At 67.0% G+C, this 15915-nt stretch carries 12 protein-coding genes; 5 read left to right on the forward strand and 7 right to left on the reverse strand.

What is annotated here, in order from left to right; all coding sequences use genetic code 11:
• Window positions 1–147: 147 nt before the first annotated feature.
• The 3 genes from queC to WNB94_RS05095 are packed head-to-tail and all read left to right on the forward strand — an operon-like array spanning window position 148 to window position 3474.
• Complete coding sequence (queC, locus tag WNB94_RS05085; RefSeq protein WP_341388826.1) at window positions 148–879, forward strand: 7-cyano-7-deazaguanine synthase QueC; 732 nt, start codon at window positions 148–150, stop codon at window positions 877–879.
• Window positions 876–1469, forward strand: coding sequence for a LemA family protein (locus tag WNB94_RS05090; protein WP_341388828.1), 594 nt, complete (start codon window positions 876–878; stop codon window positions 1467–1469). The genes queC and WNB94_RS05090 overlap by 4 nt, the downstream gene beginning before the upstream one ends.
• Window positions 1470–1482: 13 nt before the next feature.
• The gene (locus WNB94_RS05095) at window positions 1483–3474 is read left to right on the forward strand and encodes a M48 family metalloprotease (RefSeq protein WP_341388829.1); all 1992 of its coding nucleotides are present in this window, start codon (window positions 1483–1485) and stop codon (window positions 3472–3474) included.
• Window positions 3475–3483: 9 nt separating this feature from the next.
• Here WNB94_RS05095 and WNB94_RS05100 read toward each other — a convergent pair whose 3' ends face one another.
• The 5 genes from WNB94_RS05100 to WNB94_RS05120 all read right to left on the reverse strand — a co-directional run bounded on the left by WNB94_RS05100 (window position 3484) and on the right by WNB94_RS05120 (window position 6770).
• A complete protein-coding gene (locus WNB94_RS05100; RefSeq protein WP_341388830.1) occupies window positions 3484–4128 on the reverse strand; it encodes a chalcone isomerase family protein in 645 nt (214 codons plus the stop codon).
• Window positions 4129–4137: 9 nt separating this feature from the next.
• Complete coding sequence (locus tag WNB94_RS05105) at window positions 4138–5220, reverse strand: SphA family protein (protein ID WP_341388831.1); 1083 nt, start codon at window positions 5218–5220, stop codon at window positions 4138–4140.
• 226 nt (window positions 5221–5446) lie between these two features.
• Window positions 5447–5716, reverse strand: coding sequence for an HPr family phosphocarrier protein (locus WNB94_RS05110; RefSeq protein ID WP_341388832.1), 270 nt, complete (start codon window positions 5714–5716; stop codon window positions 5447–5449).
• Window positions 5685–6143 (reverse strand): PTS sugar transporter subunit IIA, encoded by a 459-nt coding sequence (locus WNB94_RS05115; RefSeq protein WP_341388834.1) that lies wholly within the window; start codon window positions 6141–6143, stop codon window positions 5685–5687. The genes WNB94_RS05110 and WNB94_RS05115 overlap by 32 nt, the downstream gene beginning before the upstream one ends.
• A gap of 21 nt (window positions 6144–6164) precedes the next feature.
• Window positions 6165–6770, reverse strand: coding sequence for a hypothetical protein (locus tag WNB94_RS05120; protein ID WP_341388835.1), 606 nt, complete (start codon window positions 6768–6770; stop codon window positions 6165–6167).
• A 74-nt stretch (window positions 6771–6844) separates the two neighbouring features.
• On the opposite strand from WNB94_RS05120, the gene WNB94_RS05125 reads away from it, so the two are divergent.
• Window positions 6845–8050, forward strand: coding sequence for an ATP-binding protein (locus WNB94_RS05125; RefSeq protein WP_341388836.1), 1206 nt, complete (start codon window positions 6845–6847; stop codon window positions 8048–8050).
• Here the strand turns inward: WNB94_RS05125 and WNB94_RS05130 are convergent, their stop codons facing one another.
• Window positions 8051–8560: a TlpA disulfide reductase family protein gene (locus WNB94_RS05130; RefSeq protein ID WP_341388837.1), complete on the reverse strand. Its 510-nt coding sequence runs from the start codon at window positions 8558–8560 to the stop codon at window positions 8051–8053.
• Between the two features lie 8 nt (window positions 8561–8568).
• Complete coding sequence (locus tag WNB94_RS05135; protein WP_341388838.1) at window positions 8569–12861, reverse strand: YhdP family protein; 4293 nt, start codon at window positions 12859–12861, stop codon at window positions 8569–8571.
• Window positions 12862–13022: 161 nt separating this feature from the next.
• Between WNB94_RS05135 and glnE the strand changes: the two genes are divergently transcribed.
• A complete protein-coding gene (gene glnE / locus WNB94_RS05140; RefSeq protein WP_341388839.1) occupies window positions 13023–15908 on the forward strand; it encodes a bifunctional [glutamate--ammonia ligase]-adenylyl-L-tyrosine phosphorylase/[glutamate--ammonia-ligase] adenylyltransferase in 2886 nt (961 codons plus the stop codon).
• Window positions 15909–15915 lie beyond the last annotated feature (7 nt).

Consider the following 15915-nt stretch of genomic DNA (forward strand, 5'->3'; position numbering starts at 1 on the left):
GGGAAACCCTCGATTGTCGCTCAAGTAGGGGGCAATACCTCCAGCGCCCCGCGCGGATGCGGGGCCTTTGACCTGGCTTGCGCTATGCTCGCCGCGTTGGGCACACGGGTGCCCGTGACCGAGACCTCTCCCGCAGGACATCGCCCCATGAACCGGATCGCCACCCTTGACACCCGCACCGCGCTGGTGGTGTTTTCTGGTGGGCAGGATTCGACGGCCTGCCTGGCGTGGGCGTTGAACCGCTACGCGCGCGTTGAAACCATCGGTTTTGATTATGGCCAGCGCCATCGGATCGAGATGGACTGCCGGGGGCGCGTGCGCGAGGCCCTGGCCGAGGCCTTTCCGGCATGGGCCACCCGCCTGGGCGATGACCATGTGCTGGACCTGGGGCTGCTGGGGCAGATCTCGGACACCGCCCTGACCGAAGCCCGCGCCATCGAGATGACGGCCAGCGGCCTGCCCAACACCTTCGTGCCGGGCCGCAACCTGCTGTTCCTGAACTTTGCAGCCGCCGTGGCTTACCGCCGTGGCGCCAGCGTGCTGGTGGGCGGCATGTGCGAAACCGATTACTCGGGCTACCCGGACTGCCGCGACAACACCCTCAAGGCCCTGCAGGTGGCCATCAGCCTGGGGCTGGACAGCCCCATGACCATCGAGACCCCCCTGATGTGGCTGACCAAAGCCCAGACCTGGGCCCTGACGCATGCACTGGGTGGCGATGCGCTCAATGAGCTCATCATCGAACACACGCACACCTGCTACCTGGGCGACCGATCGCATCGCCACGCCTGGGGATACGGTTGCGGGCATTGCCCCGCCTGCCTGCTGCGCCAGGAGGGCCACACCCAATTCCACCAACAAGGGACATCATCACCATGACACTCACCGCCGTCGTACTGATCGGGATCGCGGCCATCTTGGTGTTCTGGGGCGTGGGCGCCTACAACCGGCTGGTCCGCCTGCGCAACGAGATCGGCAACGCCTTTGCCCAGATCGACGTGCAGCTCAAGCGTCGGCACGATCTGATCCCCAACCTGGTGGAGGTGGCGCGCAAGTACATGGAGCACGAACGCGACACACTGGAGCGTGTGAGCGCTGCCCGCGCCCAGGTGATGGCGGCCACCGAGATGGTCAAGTCCAAGCCATTGGAAGCGGGCCCGATCAAGAGCCTGGGGCTGGCCGAAGGGGTGCTGGCAGGGGCCATGGGGCGCTTTCAGGCGACGGTTGAGGCTTATCCCGAGCTGAAGGCCGACGCCCGCATGCAAGCACTGTCTGAGGAGCTGACCCACACCGAAAACCGCATCGCGTTCGCCAGGCAGTTGTTTAACGATGCCACGCTGGATTACAACAACGCGGCGCAGCAATTCCCGACCAATGTGGTGGCGGGCGTGTTCAGCTTCCGCCAGGCCGACATGCTGCAGTCCACCACACAAGACAGTGAACGCGCCCCCGTGGCGGTGAAGTTCTGAGCCGGCCCCCCCCATGCGCTTCAGACAGCACCAGGCCACGGCCCGACAAGAATCCACGCGCCTGTTCGCGTGGTTTGCCGTGCTGCTGGTGGCCCTGGTGCTGGCGATCAATGTGGTGATGGGCCTGGCTTACAAGCTGCTGCTGCCATTCACCCTGGGATGGCCCACGCTGTTTTTTGAAACCAACACGGCCCTGGTGCTGCTGTTTGTGCTGGGCGGTTGCTGGGTGGAAACCCAGCGGCTCAAGGCCGGCGGCGGCATCCGGGTGGCCCACTGGATGGGCGGGCGAGAGCTCACCGAGGGCAGCAACTCGCTGGAGCGACGCCTGCTGAACGTGGTCAACGAGATGGCGATTGCCAGTGGTCAGGCGGTGCCGCGGGTGTTCGTGCTGCCACGCGAGGACGCCATCAATGCCTTCGTGGCGGGCTGGAGCGAAGACGACCGCGCCCTGGCGGTCACCCGGGGGGCGCTGGAACGCCTGACGCGCAGCGAGCTGCAAGGTCTGGTGGCCCACGAGTTCGGGCACATCAAAGAAGGCGATCTGCCCTTGTCCATGCGGATGATCGCGCTGGTCTGGGGGTTGTCGCTCGTGCACGGTTATGGGCAGAACCTGATGGCGGCCGACGAGCGCGGGCATGTGCATCCACTGCCGTGGCTGGTGGGGCTGGTGTTCACCGTGGTGGGCTGGCTGGGCTGGCTGGCAGGCAGGCTCCTTCAGGCGGCCGTGTCGCGACAACGCGAACACCTGGCCGATGCCTGCGCCATCCAGTTCACGCGCAGCCGCGATGGCCTGGGGCACACCCTGCGCAAGATCTGGCACGATCAACAGGCACTGGCCGGGCGGATGCGCAACCCGAGCGCCAGCATGATCGCCGCCATGCTGCTGCACGAACCGGAAGGGGTGCATTGGCTGGCCACCCACCCCAAGTTGTCAGAGCGCATCCGCCGCGTTTGTGGCACCGTGCTGCCACCCATGCCCGCCCCCCTGCTGCGGGAAACCTCGTCAGAACCCGACCACCACCACACATCACCGCCACCTGGCGTGCTGGCGGGCGCCGCCGTGAGAGAGGTGGTGGGCGTGCGCCTGACAGACCTGCCCGCACTGCCATTGGCCGGCGCGCCCCCGTCCATCGCCATCGATGCCCCAGCCGCGGCCAAGGGCGTGATCCACGACCCGACACAAGCATCGGGGGTGGCGGCGCAACGTCACGACGCCCAAGGCGCCCTGGCGCGCCTTCAGCTTCGCCAAGGCCCTACCGAGTTGCGACTGTTGCTGCTGGCTTTGATGATGAGCCCCGACAACGCCCGCGAGCGCAAGCTGTGGCTGCAGCACGCCGCCGACTTGCCTGGTGCACTGACGATCCTGGACGATGTGGCCGCCATCACGCCACAGTCCCGTGTGCCGGAGTTCGAGCGTGTGATCGGGGTCTTGCAGCCGCTGAACGTGGATGAGCGCCGCCAGATCGTGATCCTGGCCCGCGACCTGCTGCGGGCCGATGGCCGCGTCACCCCGCGCGAACGCCTGTGGTGGCTGGTGCTGCGCCACCGGCTGGCCACGGTCGGCCAGCGGCCTGCGCTCATGAGGCCCGTCACCGGACAAGGACAAGGCCTGATCACGTTGAACAAGGCCCAACGCCACCATGTGGCCACCCTGACCGCCTACCTGGCGCGGTTCATCCCTGTGGAGGCCGGACAGAGCGTGTACATCAGCCTGTCGGGCCTGGCCTGGTATGCCGGGGTGATGACGCGGTGCAGCGACGCAGGAGAGTCGTGGCCGGATGCGCAGCCACCAGACGCCGACCAATTGATGACATCGCTGGCCGCCGTTCAGGAGCTGTCGTGGATGGTGCGCCCGCTGCTGCTGAAGGCCTGGGTGGAGGAAGCCTTCAACCACAGCCCACGCGGGGTGCTGTCGCACCCCACGGCCGACGCCTTGCGCCTGGTGTCCAGCCTGGTGGACTCCCCCATGCCGGCCATGCTGGCCGCCCATTACGACGGCCGCTGAGCGCGCTGTTTATTCGACCTTCTCAAGTCGGGTCAGACCCAGCAGGCCATTGCGCAACTCGGCCGACGCGGCTGCGCCCAGGTACATGCGCAGGTACACCTGGTAGGCCAGGGGGTCGTTGATGGCCAGAATGCCATCCACGCTGCGCAAAGGACGACCATTGTGGGTGGCCATCCAGCCCTTGCCAGGCACCCAGTCCAGGTTGACCACATCGCCCTTGCGCACGCGCTTGATGTCGGCATAGGCGGCACCAATCATGCCCAGAGGCTCGATCAGCTGGCGGAACTCCTCGTCGGTGGCCACCTGTTTGAAGTCCGACAAGAACACCCGGGTGATCGTGGACGATGTGAGGTTGCGCAACAGGTTGAGCTGGATGCGACGCACCCCGTCCAGCCGGTAGATGGCGTCAGGGGTGGTGCGCTTTTCGGGCAGGTACAAGGCCACCACGTCCGACTTGTGATAGCCGCGACGTCGAACGCCCGCGCCGTTGAGCACCAGCTTCTGGCCATGGGCCACCACCGACTCTTCCAGCACCACGTCTTCCAGCATGACGTTGGCGTGGGCGGGCGGCATTATCAGCATGCCACTCGCCACGGCCGCCGACCAGGCCAGCCATTGCCGGCGGCTCAGTGAACCAGGTTCGTCGTGCTGCATGGCGCTACCTCACAGCCCCAGAGGCTTGGAGATGGTCAGCCAGAAGGCCTGGCCTTCGGTGCGGTTGCGGGCACCAAATTCCTTGATGAACTTGCCTTCCACCATCATGTCACCACCGTCCTTGAGCCAGCCGATGGCCGGGCCCAGACCATAAGCACGCATGCGATTGCCATTGGTGATGGTGGCAGCGTCACTGGGATCGGCCAGGTAAGACACATCCTGGGAATCGTTCTGGAACTGCTTGACGGCAAAACCTTGCAGACCCACACGAATGTCTTCGCTGACGAAGGTCATCAGCTGGAAGTCGACGTTGGCCACGTTGCCCGAGCGGTAGCCCGTTTCCTTGTTGCGGGTGTTGAACGACAGCACGCCACGCATCCCGAAGTCCCAACCGTCGCCGATGTAGGAGTACTGCAGCGACGGGCGGAAGGTGTAGAAGTTGCCGAAACCCGGGTTCAGGCGACGATCTGCCTGGTAATCACCCGTGGGCACGACGAAGGTGGTGACCAGGGTCATGGCCTGGTTGTCGGCCAACTCCCAGTGCAGGATGCCGCCCATTTCGAAATCACCGATGCCAGACACGTGACCACTGATCTGGGCAGCTTGCGCGTCCAGACCCGCCTGCACCGTGCTCTGGAAGGGTCCAAAAGCACCGGCCGGCGCTGTCAAGGAAAAATCAGCGTGACGCTGCACGATGGGCAACATCATGGTGAAGCCAATGTTGGCGCCCCACAGGCGGGTGTTGTCCAGGTAGGTGATGCGCGGCTGCACGGCGCGCACATTGGTATCGATGTCGAGCGCCGCGGTGAAGGCAGGCACAAACGGGGGGCTGGGGGGCACCTGGTAAGTGGCCTGCTTGCCGTTGTCGCCCTTGATCTTCTTGGCGTGATAGGCCACCACCGGCGCCTGGAAGTACCAGCCGGGCATGAGCGGCGCGGTCATGTCGCTGCCACCGATGCCTGCCGAATAACGCTGACCGCCGTTTTCGGCGGCCCCGGCCGACACGGACACCAGCGACGCGGCCAGTGCGCAGGCGGCCAAACGAACCGGGGAGACAGCCAGGGAAACCCGGGCGAGGCGTTGGGGGCTCATCGAAACTCCTTGAAGGTGAAACTGAAGGTCAATGGATTCAGTGTTCATGGATCTGACGTTCGGCTATCGGCCAATCGCGGCCAAAACTGAACTGGGCTCTCACTGTGCACCGACCGGCCATGTCGCGCACGCCGGCTTGTGACATTGACACAACACGCCGAGGCGCCGGCGGTCAAAGCCAAGGGAAAACCCAGGAATCAAGGAAACCAGCCCAGGCCAGCGCGGCTCATTCGCCTTCGCCGAACTTGTCGTTGACCAGGGCCAGCAGCGCCTGCATGGCCTCGGCTTCACGATCGCCATCGCACTCGATCTCGACGTCGGTGCCCAGGCCCGCCGCCAGCATCATCACGCCCATGATGCTTTTGGCATTGACGCGCCGATCGTTGCGGCTCATGTGCACTTGACATGGGTACGTGCTGGCCAGCTTGGTGAACTTGGCCGATGCGCGGGCGTGAAGGCCCAGCTTATTGCTGATGGTGACGGTGGTCTTGATCATGGGTGGTCTGGATGGCCTGATTTTGCGGTCGGCTGCTGCCCACCTGCATGACGCCCTGCGTGCCGCCGGCCACCGCGCGAAGGATGAGCTGCTCCAGGGGCTCGGCCGCGTAGTTGAGGGCCCGCCACAGCATGGGCAGGTTCACGCCCGTGACCACCTTGATGCGCACCCCGTCGGCCAGGCGCTGAACGGTGTTGCATGGCGTGGCGCCAAACACATCGGCCAGCACCAGTGCCTCGCCCCGAGGGTCGGCATCCACCAGCGTCTGCAGCAGCTGCCGGGCCTGAGCCTCCAGCTCGTCGCAGGGCAAATTGGGCGGCACGTCCACGGCCTGAAGCTGCGGGTCGGCATCCGGAAAGCAATGCTGCGCCGCCAGCTTCAATGCAGAAGCGAGCGGGGCGTGCGCAATGATCAGCAAACCGGGCATACGGGCCGGATTATCGGCCGCTCACGGCCGAAATTGAAAGCTCTGAAAGTAGGCATTCGCCACATCTTCACCCTTTGCCCCCCCCATTGAGGCCCCGGCGCGCCACACGGCCGCCTGAAAGACCGTCACGCCGTGGGCAAAATGCCACGCGTGGACGTCCAGCGGCAATGGCCGCCCCGAGGCATCGGCGCGCTCGGTCTGCCAATGCCAGGCACGGGCTTCGGGCCAGGGGGTCATGCCCTGCACGCGCACCTCGGCGTCTTGTGCCTGAACCTCTCGCGCCACGGGCAACTGCCGTGCAGCGGCCTCCAGGTTGCCACGCGTCCAACGGGGCCAGGCCAGCAACAAGGTGCGCGCCTGTTCAGGCTGGGCCACCTGCACGCGGCTGAGGGCCCAGGTGGCCCCTCCGGCCTCGCACGACCACAAGCCCACCGCCAGGGGGCCCGGCCAACCCGCCATCTCGATCGTTCGCTGGTGGTGTTCGGGCTTGCACGGGAAGCTCGCCATCAGGCCGCCGTCGCCCTCCAGACGCACCTCGCGCCAATCCAGCGCCGGGCTGCAGGCGCTCAGTCCAGACAGCACCACGGCCGCCATCGCCAGTCTTTTCTTGATGTGAAAAAATCTCATTGAACTGCGTGTTTTCACCCATGCGTGGGATGGACAGCATGCCACCATGAACCCACACTTCCAACCACTGATCGATGACCACCCCGCTGCGGGCGTGGACACGCACCCCAGGGATGCCCATGAAGTTCTCCGAGATGCCTCCCCTGGTGGGGCCTGATGCCCTGTCTCCGCCAGCGCCTGGCCTGGCAGACGACGGCGAACTGGCCCGCTGGCAGGATTTGTTGGCCCAGGTGGGCCGAGAGCTGGCCGAGCCGCTCACGGCAGCACTGGAGCGCGTCACCACCTTCAGCACCACCGGCCGCATCGACCGACAGGGCCTGAAAGCCCTGCGCGATGAAATCGACCGGGCCCGGCAGGCAGGACTCTTGTGCCAACAGATGGCCAGGCTGGCCTCGGGGCGCATCAGGCAATCGCACGAGCGGGTGCACCTGACCCACACCCTGCAAAGCGTGCTGGCCTATCGGGCCCGTGAGCTTCAGAACCACGGCATTCAGCTCACCCAGGCGCTGCACCCGGCTGAAGTGCGCCTGGATGCGTCGATGCTGTTCGCCATGCTCAATGCGCTGATCGACTGGTGGATGCCTTTGGCACATGGCGCCGTGAGCCTGGAGGTGTCGATGGGCACCTGGCCGGAACACGCGCGGCTGCTTTGCAGGGTCTGCCATCACCCCAGCGATCAACCGGCGCGAAGGAGCGACGGCGACCAGACCGGCGACTGGGGGCTCAACAACCTGCATTGGCAGTTGTTTGATCAGACTGCGCGCACGCTGGGCCTGGTGGTGCGGCGCCAGGCCGATGCCACCCATGTGCACGTGACGGTGGACTTCCCTTGCACGGTCACCGCCAGGCTGGAGGCCCTCAGCCACGAGGCCTCACCGGATGATTTTGCCGATTCGATCAACTCCAAACCGCTGGCCGGCAGCCATGTGCTGGTCATGAGCCAACGGCGGGATTTGCGCGTGCAGGTGCGTGAGTGCCTCAAGTCCATGGGCTTGGTGCTGGACTTTGTGGGGTCGGTGGCAGAGGCCGTGGCGTTCTGCCGTGAGGGGCTGCCTCATGCGCTGGTGTTTGAAAGTGCATTGCGCACGCCGCGCTTTGAGCACCTGATGGCCGACATTCGGCGCGAAGTCCCGGAGTTCGTGTTCATCGAAGTGCTGGACGAGGGCCGCACCTTCGAGATCGCTGCCGTCAGCGACACGGGCATGGCCCGCATCGGTCGCGACGCCATCCTCAGCGGCCTGCCATCGGCCCTGGTCTACGAGCTCACACGGGTGATGTGATCAGGCTTTGGCAGGCGCCGCCAACAAACGGGCCAGCAGTTGGTGCATGGCATCGAAGTCGGGCTCGCCAATGTAGCGCTTGACGATCTCGCCCTGGCGATTGACGACGAAGGTGGTGGGCGTAAGTTGCACCGGGCCAAATGAGCGGGCCAACTCGCCGGTGTGGTCCATCACCACCCGAAAGGGCAAGGCACGGGTTCGGGCAAACGACATCACGTAGGCCGGCGGGTCGTACTGCATGGCCACCGCCAGCGTCTCCAGCCCTTGCGCCTCGAACTTGCGGTGGGTGGCCACGATTTCGGGCATCTCGCGCACACAGGTGCTGCAACTGGTGGCCCAGAAATTGATCACCATGACCTTGCCCTTGAGATCGGCCAGACGGTGCTGGCTGCCATCGATCTGGGTGAAGGGCAGGTCGGGCACGGTGGGGTGCGCCTCCAGGCCGCAGGCGCTCAGCGCCCAGGGCACGGCAGGCAAGGTGCACAGCAGTTGTCGGCGGGTGAGTTCCATGGAGAGCGTCAGGGTGAGGAGGCCTTGGCAGCTTCCGATTGTGCCGCGTCAGAACGCACCGTGAGTTCTTTGGCGCTCAAAACCCTGGTGACCTGGGGATCGTTCCAGGCCCCTGTGATCCGGAAGGCCTGGGTGCCTGCCTCGGCCACCTGTTTGCGCAGCAGCATCTGCGCCACAAAGGTGCCCAGGCCCACCACCGGGTTGATGGCGGCATAGGCCAGCGATGCGGCCCCCGCATTGACATCGGGCACCACATACACCTGCAGGTCCTGGGTTTCCTGCCCCAGGTTGGCCTGCCCTTCCATCAGCACCACGGCCTGCACTCCGCGCATGCGCAGGTTGCGCGTGCTGGCCACGCCTTGCTGGATTTGCAAATCGCCGTCTATCGCGTCAAATGCAAAGCCCTCCTGGAACAGGTCCCTGAAGTCAAGGGCCAGCCGGCGTGGCAGGGATTGCAGGCTGAGCACCCCAAGCAGCTTGGCGGCACCAGGGTCGACCTTGAGGAACTGCCCCTGGCTGAAACGCACCTTCACGTCCCCGGTCATGGTGGCGGTGTCCAGGTCCAGGGGGGAGCCACGCCATGCCACGTGGCCGCTGAGTTGCCCACGCGCGCCACGCACCGTCTTGGGCCACCCCAATCGGGCGAGCAGGTCGCCGCCATTGTTCACGTCCAGCGTGAATGAAAACGCCGACCGCGACCGGCCCGCCGCCCCGTCAGCGACCGTCCAGTTGCCCTGGGCGTTCAGTTGGGCCTCAGCACCACCCAGGCGAAATCGTGTCAGCCGCCACTCTGGCCACTGGCGGCCGCTGCCATCGGCAATGCGGCGGTTGACGGCCTGCATCTCAAAGCGCCCCAGCGACAGGCCGCGCCAATCGAAGTCTTCCACGGCGATGTCCAGCGCGGGCACGCTGGTGGTGGTGTCGGTCTGCATCAGTCCTTGAACGGCCTGTGCGCTCATGGCCTCCGCATCGGCCGCAGGCACCGTCAGCCGCTGCAGCCGGGCCACCAGCTTCTGAGCACCGACACCGGCCTGCGAGGCCTCGTCAGGCAGCCACTCCAGCACGCCGGCTGCTTCACGGGCATCGAGTTGCAATCGCCACACCCGGGGCGCCGGATGCGCGAGGGCGGCGTTGACCTGGTGCAGGCTGCGCTGGCGCCAGGTCAAGGTGTCCACGCGCAGGTTGATCGTGTCGGGCAAGGCGTCAAAGCCGTCGGCGCCATCGCTGCGCGCGCCGCCCGCCACGCCCCCCACGCCCATCGGCAGCGGTGTCACCGGTGGGCTTGGGGCCCACTGCCGGGCCATGGCTATCCAGGCGTCCAGGTCCAGACGGTCCAGCACCAACTGGGCCTGCAGGCCGCGCTCGGGCATGGCTGGCAGGCGGGTGGGCTCCGTGCCCCCCACCTGAACCACGCTCATGGTGCCACGCACGTTGCGCGCAGCGCGTGCGCCACCCATGGCCAGGGTGCGGGGCATCTGCAAATCTGCGCGCACCCAGGGCATGGCCGCCGAGGTGACGGACGACTGTGCCGGATTGCCCAGATCGATCTGGAGTGCGTCTTTGTTGCCGCTGGCATCGGGCATGGTGTAGCGCACGCGCAGCGGCCAGACCGCCTGGGCCGCTTTGGTCATCGGCGCCGGCAGGCTGGATTGCACCCCTTGCAGGCTGGACTGCACCAGCACCTCCGCCAGGGGCTGCCCCTGCCGGACGCGCGCTTCACCCACTTCGACCTGAACCTGCACCGGGGCATCGCCGGTCAACATCGGGCCCAGGCGCGCGAGCAAGGGGTAATCCTGGGCTTGTGACAGGCCCCTGGCGCCCATGCGACCCGTGGCCTTGAAGCGGGCAATGCCGTCGTCCCCGCGCTGCCCTTGCACCGTGAAGGTCTCGCCCCAGACCCGGCCTTGGGTGCGAACGTCCAGCGTCTGTTCAGTGAAGTCGATCTGCCCACGCAGCATGGACAGCCAGGGCACATCCGGGTTGAGCTTCAAGCTGGCCATGTCCTGCTCACCCAGGATCAACTGTCCACGCACCCGGGTGTCGTCTGTGCGCATCAAGGGGATGTCCAGGCCCAGGCTCAAGGCCACCTGGCCGTGCGCCCGGGCATCGTCCAGGGCATGCCCCGTCCAGGCGCTGATGGGCGAGCGGGCCAGAAACTGCAAGGCGTCCTCCAAAGCGCCGCGCCCCTGTCCATTGACGGTCAGACGGGGGTCGTCGTCACCGAGGTTGTCGATGCGCCCCTCGACATCCTTGAGCACGAACTGCCCTGCCCCCACCGTGGCGAGCCGCCCTGTGGCCTGGCTGACCAGCATGCGCTGCCCTTCGAAGCGCAACACGCCCTTCAAATCGCTCAGCGGCGCCCAGACGCCGTGGGTGGCGTCCTTGTCCAGCCCCAGCAAGGACGGCGGAACATAGGCCATGGTGACCCCTTGCAAGGGGACGTTGACCCGAAACCGGCCACCCACATCGTCCTTGAACGGAAACGCGTTGAGCTCGCCATCCACCTCGAAGGTGACAGCTTCGCCCACCCCGGTGGTGAAGGCGTCGCGCACGTAGTGGCGGGTGTCTGCCGGAATGGTCAGGGGCAGGTAACGCCACACGCGCGTGGCCTGTGCCGTGTCCAACTGGCCTGTCATGGTGAGCCAGCCCGGCAGGGCATCCAGGGGCCGGCCTGCGGCATCTCGCTCGCCAGGTCGCGAGGTGCGCCAGTCTGCGCGCAGGCTGCCTTGTGCATCGCCATTGGCGAACGTGGCCTCGCGCACCTGCACCGCCCATTGGCCGTCGCGCTGCTGCCAGGCCACCTGGGCCTGGAGCCGGTCCACGGGGATCTTGGGCTCTTCAAACACCCCGGGGAAGGCCAGCCACCCTTGTTGCACCTGCACCTGTGCCTTGCCCTGGCGTTCGTCCAGGCTGAACTGCACATCGGCGCCCCCCAGCCCGGGGCGCTGCCCGCCCGGCCCGGCGGGCTGGAGGCGCAGGCCTTGTGCCTGCCCCGACAAGGTGTAGTGGCCCGGCGCCCCAGGCGGGCCCTGCCAGCTCAGGGCCAGGTTGCGCAGCACACCAGCAGGCTCAAAAGCCCTCAAAGCCTCGCGCCATTCGGCGGGCAAAGGCAATCGGTCGGCCAGGCTCGCCAGCATGTGCAAGTCCAGCGCGCTGGCCCGGGCGTCCCCGCCCAGTGTCTGCGCCCAGACGGGCCAGGCCTGGCCGGCGGCCAACGGTTCGTGGCGCCAGCTCAGCTCGGCCGACCCCGTGGGCCAGCGCTGACCGTCCTCCAGCGTCATTTGAAGGTCATCCCACCCCACCGTCGTGCGGTCTGGGGCCTGCTGAGCCCGCCACTGCCCCTGAAGTTGGCGCAAGACCATCGTGGGCAGGCCCGGCTGCCAGCGGATGCGCACGTCGCGCACGTCCACGTCCAGCGCGGCCTGGGCCAGCCGGCCCGCCTCCAGCGACAAGCTCACCCCCACCCGGCCGGCGCCCGACATCACCTCCACCGGCAGCCGCACGTGCTCCTGCCAGCGCCTGACGTCCACCCGGGGCCACTGGCCCGTCACGTCGCCCGACCAGGCGCGCCAGTCACTGGGCCGGCTCCACCAGGAATGGTGAACATCGGCACGCAGCTCAAAACGCTCACCCACATCGGCCGGTGGTGTGGCCTGCACCACCCAGTCATGCTGGCGCCCCACCATGCCCAGGCGGTTGCGCACGTCCAGCGTGACATCGGTCAGCGACAACGGGGGCGCGTTCAGGCGCTGGTCGTGCCACTGGATGCGGCCACGCTCGATGCGGATGCGGGCCTGTGTGAGCACCCAGTCGGCCGCCGAGGTGTCGCCCGCCCCCTGGGCCGCTGGCGCGGCGGGGTCCAGGCGCCAACCCGCGATGTGCATCACGCCGTCGCGGTCTCGCCGAATGGAGAGGTCTGGGGCCACCAGCACCAGCTCGCCCAGACGCAATCGGCCATCCAGCCAGGCCCAGGGCGACAAGGTGGACAAGGACAGCCGCACGTGAACCTCGGGCAAGGTGAGCTCGGGGCGCCCGTCGCCGCTCAACAGTTGCACCTGCCGAAGGACCAGCACCGGCCACAGGCCCTCGCGGCGTCCTTCCAGTGCCCCCACGCGCACTGGCACCCCCAAGGCCTGTGTGGCTTGTTGCGCCAGGTCGTCACGCCAATCGGCCGCACGGGGCAGAATCTGCAACAACAACAGTCCCCATGCCACGGCCAAGACCATGCCCACCCCCAAGGCCAGCGCCAGTGCCCAGCGCCCCCCCTTGCGCCACAGTCGCCCCAAGGAGGAAGAAGTCACAGGATCCGGCTCAATCGCAGTTGCGGGCATGAAAGAAGGTCTATGGTCAGTCGAATCACCTAGATGGCGGGTCACCACGGTGCTCTACCATGTGCCTAGCTGTCTGCGGGATCGTTCAGCGATAACCCTAGCACAGACCCTCACATCGGCCGTCCGGTTCCATGTTTGATTTTGATCACGATGCGGTGCCCAGCCCGGCCCGCGCCAACCACTCGCGCTACGTCCAGCGCATCCGCCGGCGTTATGAAACCGAGTGCGCAGCCTTCCTCGCGGCGTGCCCCGGGGTGCCTCGCAGCGCCGACATCCGGGCCCTGATTGAGCGACTGCAGGCCCATGGCCGCCCCTTGCCCTCGGCCCTCCGGGTGGCGCGTCAGCTCGTCATGGAACGGCTGGCCACGCAGGACGTGGAAGCCGGCGCCGCGATGTCGGCCGTCACCCTGGCCATGACCGAGCTGGCCGAGGTCACGCTGGACGCCGCGCTGGCACAGGCCGAGGCCGAACTCGATGAGCGCCACGGCGCGCCCCTGAACGAAGCAGGTCAACGCATCGACCTGTGGGTGGTCGGCATGGGCAAACTGGGCGGCCGAGAGCTGAATGTGTCGTCCGACATCGACCTCATCTACGTGTACGAAGACGACGGCATGACCGCCGGCGTGAACGACCAGGGCATCGTCAAGGGCAAGATCACCGCTCACGAGTACTTCAGCCAGGTGGTGCGCAAGATCTCCGGGCTGATCGATGACACCACCGAGGACGGCTTTGTGTTCCGGGTGGACCTGGCCCTGCGACCCAACGGCAACTCCGGCCCGCCGGTGGTCAGCATGGCCATGCTGGAAGAATACTTTTTGGTGCAAGGCCGGGAATGGGAGCGTTTTGCCTGGCTCAAGAGCCGCATCGTGGCGCCGCGGCGCAGCATGCCGGGCGGAGATCACCACACCCGTGCGCTGGCGCTGCGCGACCTGGTCATGCCGTTTGTGTACCGCCGTTACCTCGATTACGGCGTCTTCGAAGGCCTGCGGCAACTGCACCGCAAGATCCGCGACGAAGCCAACCGGCGTGCGGCCGGGCGCCCCGAGCGCGCCAATGATGTGAAGCTGTCTCGCGGTGGCATTCGCGAAATCGAGTTCACCGTGCAGCTGCTGCAGGTGGTGCGTGGCGGTCAGTTCCCGGAAATCCGCACCCGCTCCACCTTGAAGGCCCTGCCCCGCCTGGTGGCCCGGGGCCTGATCCCGCCCGACACCGCCGACAAGCTCGCGCAGTGCTACATCTTCCTGCGCCGCATCGAGCATCGCATCCAGTTCCTGGACGACCAGCAGACCCACCTGCTGCCCACTGCCGACGAGGACCTGGCCTGGATCGCCGCCAGCCTGGGGCTGACCGACCGCGAAAAAGGACCGCCAGAGCGCCCGGACTGCATCAGCGCCACTTGCCGGATGCTGGACGCCCTGTGTCGGGTGCGCGAACTGGTGGCCACCGAATTTGACGCGCTGCTGCATGACGGACGCGATGGCGGCGGCGCCTCGGGCTGCAAGGGCTGCGGTGCGCCGCCATTGCCCATCGACAGCGAAGACTACCTGGCCCGCCTGCCGCTGGAGGTTTGCTCGCACGTGCGACGCTTTGCCGAGCAACCCAAGGTGGCCATGCTGTCGGACGCGGCCAAACTGCGCCTGGCCAAGCTCGTGGGCCGCGCCACGCGCCTGGCCCTCGCGCCAGCGTCCGAACAAGAGCCCCTGGGCCCTGACGCGGTGATGCGGTTCATGGACTGGCTCAGCCCCCTGCTGCGCCGCGACAGCTACCTGGCCTTGCTGGTTGAGCGCCCGGAGGTACTGCAACGCCTGCTGCGGCTGCTGGGCCTGGCCAAGTGGCCCATGCGCTACCTGCTGCGCCACCCCGGCGTCATCGACGAGCTGGCCGACCCCCGGCTGATGGAGGGCCGGTTCGACGCCGAGGCCTACCTGCGCGAACTGCAGGAACGACACGACGCCCTCACCCGGGCGGGCCAGGCCGACGAGGAGGCCTTGCTGGACACCTTGCGCCGCGCCCACCATGCCGAGGTGTTTCGCACCCTGGTGCGCGACGTGGAAGGGCTGATCACCGTCGAGCAGGTGGCCGATGACCTGTCGGCCCTGGCCGATGCCACCCTGCACATCACCCTGCAGTGGGCCTGGTCCCACCTGCAGCAACGGCCGGGCAAACAGGCCGCTTATGCGGTGGGGCGCCAACCCCATGTGGCCGTGATCGCCTATGGCAAGCTCGGCGGCAAGGAGCTGGGCTATGGCAGCGACCTGGACGTCGTGTTCGTGTTCGACGAAACCCAGGACACCGAAGACAGCCAGGCCGGCCCGGACACTCCCAGCGCGATCGACGCCTACCTGGCCTTTGCACGCAAGTACATCAACTGGCTGACCCTGCACACCGCCGCAGGCGAGTTGTTCGAGATCGACACCGCGCTGCGCCCCAACGGCAACTCGGGCCTGCTGGTGTCCAGCTACATGGCATTTGACGACTATCAGCGCCAGCGCGGCAGCAACACCGCCTGGACCTGGGAGCATCAGGCCCTGACGCGGGCCCGCTGGTGCGCTGGCGAGCCTGCGCTGGCCGCACGCTTCGAGAGCACCCGGCGAGCGGTGCTGTCCACCCCCCGCGACGCCGCCGCCCTGCGCGACGAAGTGGTGACCATGCGTGAGCGCTTGCGCGAAGCCCACCCCTGCCCAGCCGACCAGTTCGACGTCAAGCACTGCAGCGGCGGCATGATCGACATCGAATTCACGGTGCAATACCTCGTGCTGGCCCACAGCCATGCCCACCCCGAACTGATGGACAACGTGGGCAACATCGCCTTGCTGCTGCGCGCCGAACAGGCCGGGCTCTTGCCCAGCGGCGTGGGGGCGGCGGCCGGACAAGCCTACCGGGAGCTGCGGCGCATCCAGCACCGGGCACGCCTGAACGAAGCACCCACACGCCTGAGCGGCGACAAACTCACCCCCTTGATCCCGCACCGGCAGGCCGTGCTGCAGTTGTGGCACACGGTGTTCGCGCCCTGCTGAAGCCCCC

This window comes from Aquabacterium sp. A3 (assembly GCF_038069945.1).
In the GTDB taxonomy this organism is placed as follows: Bacteria; Pseudomonadota; Gammaproteobacteria; order Burkholderiales; family Burkholderiaceae_C; genus Aquabacterium.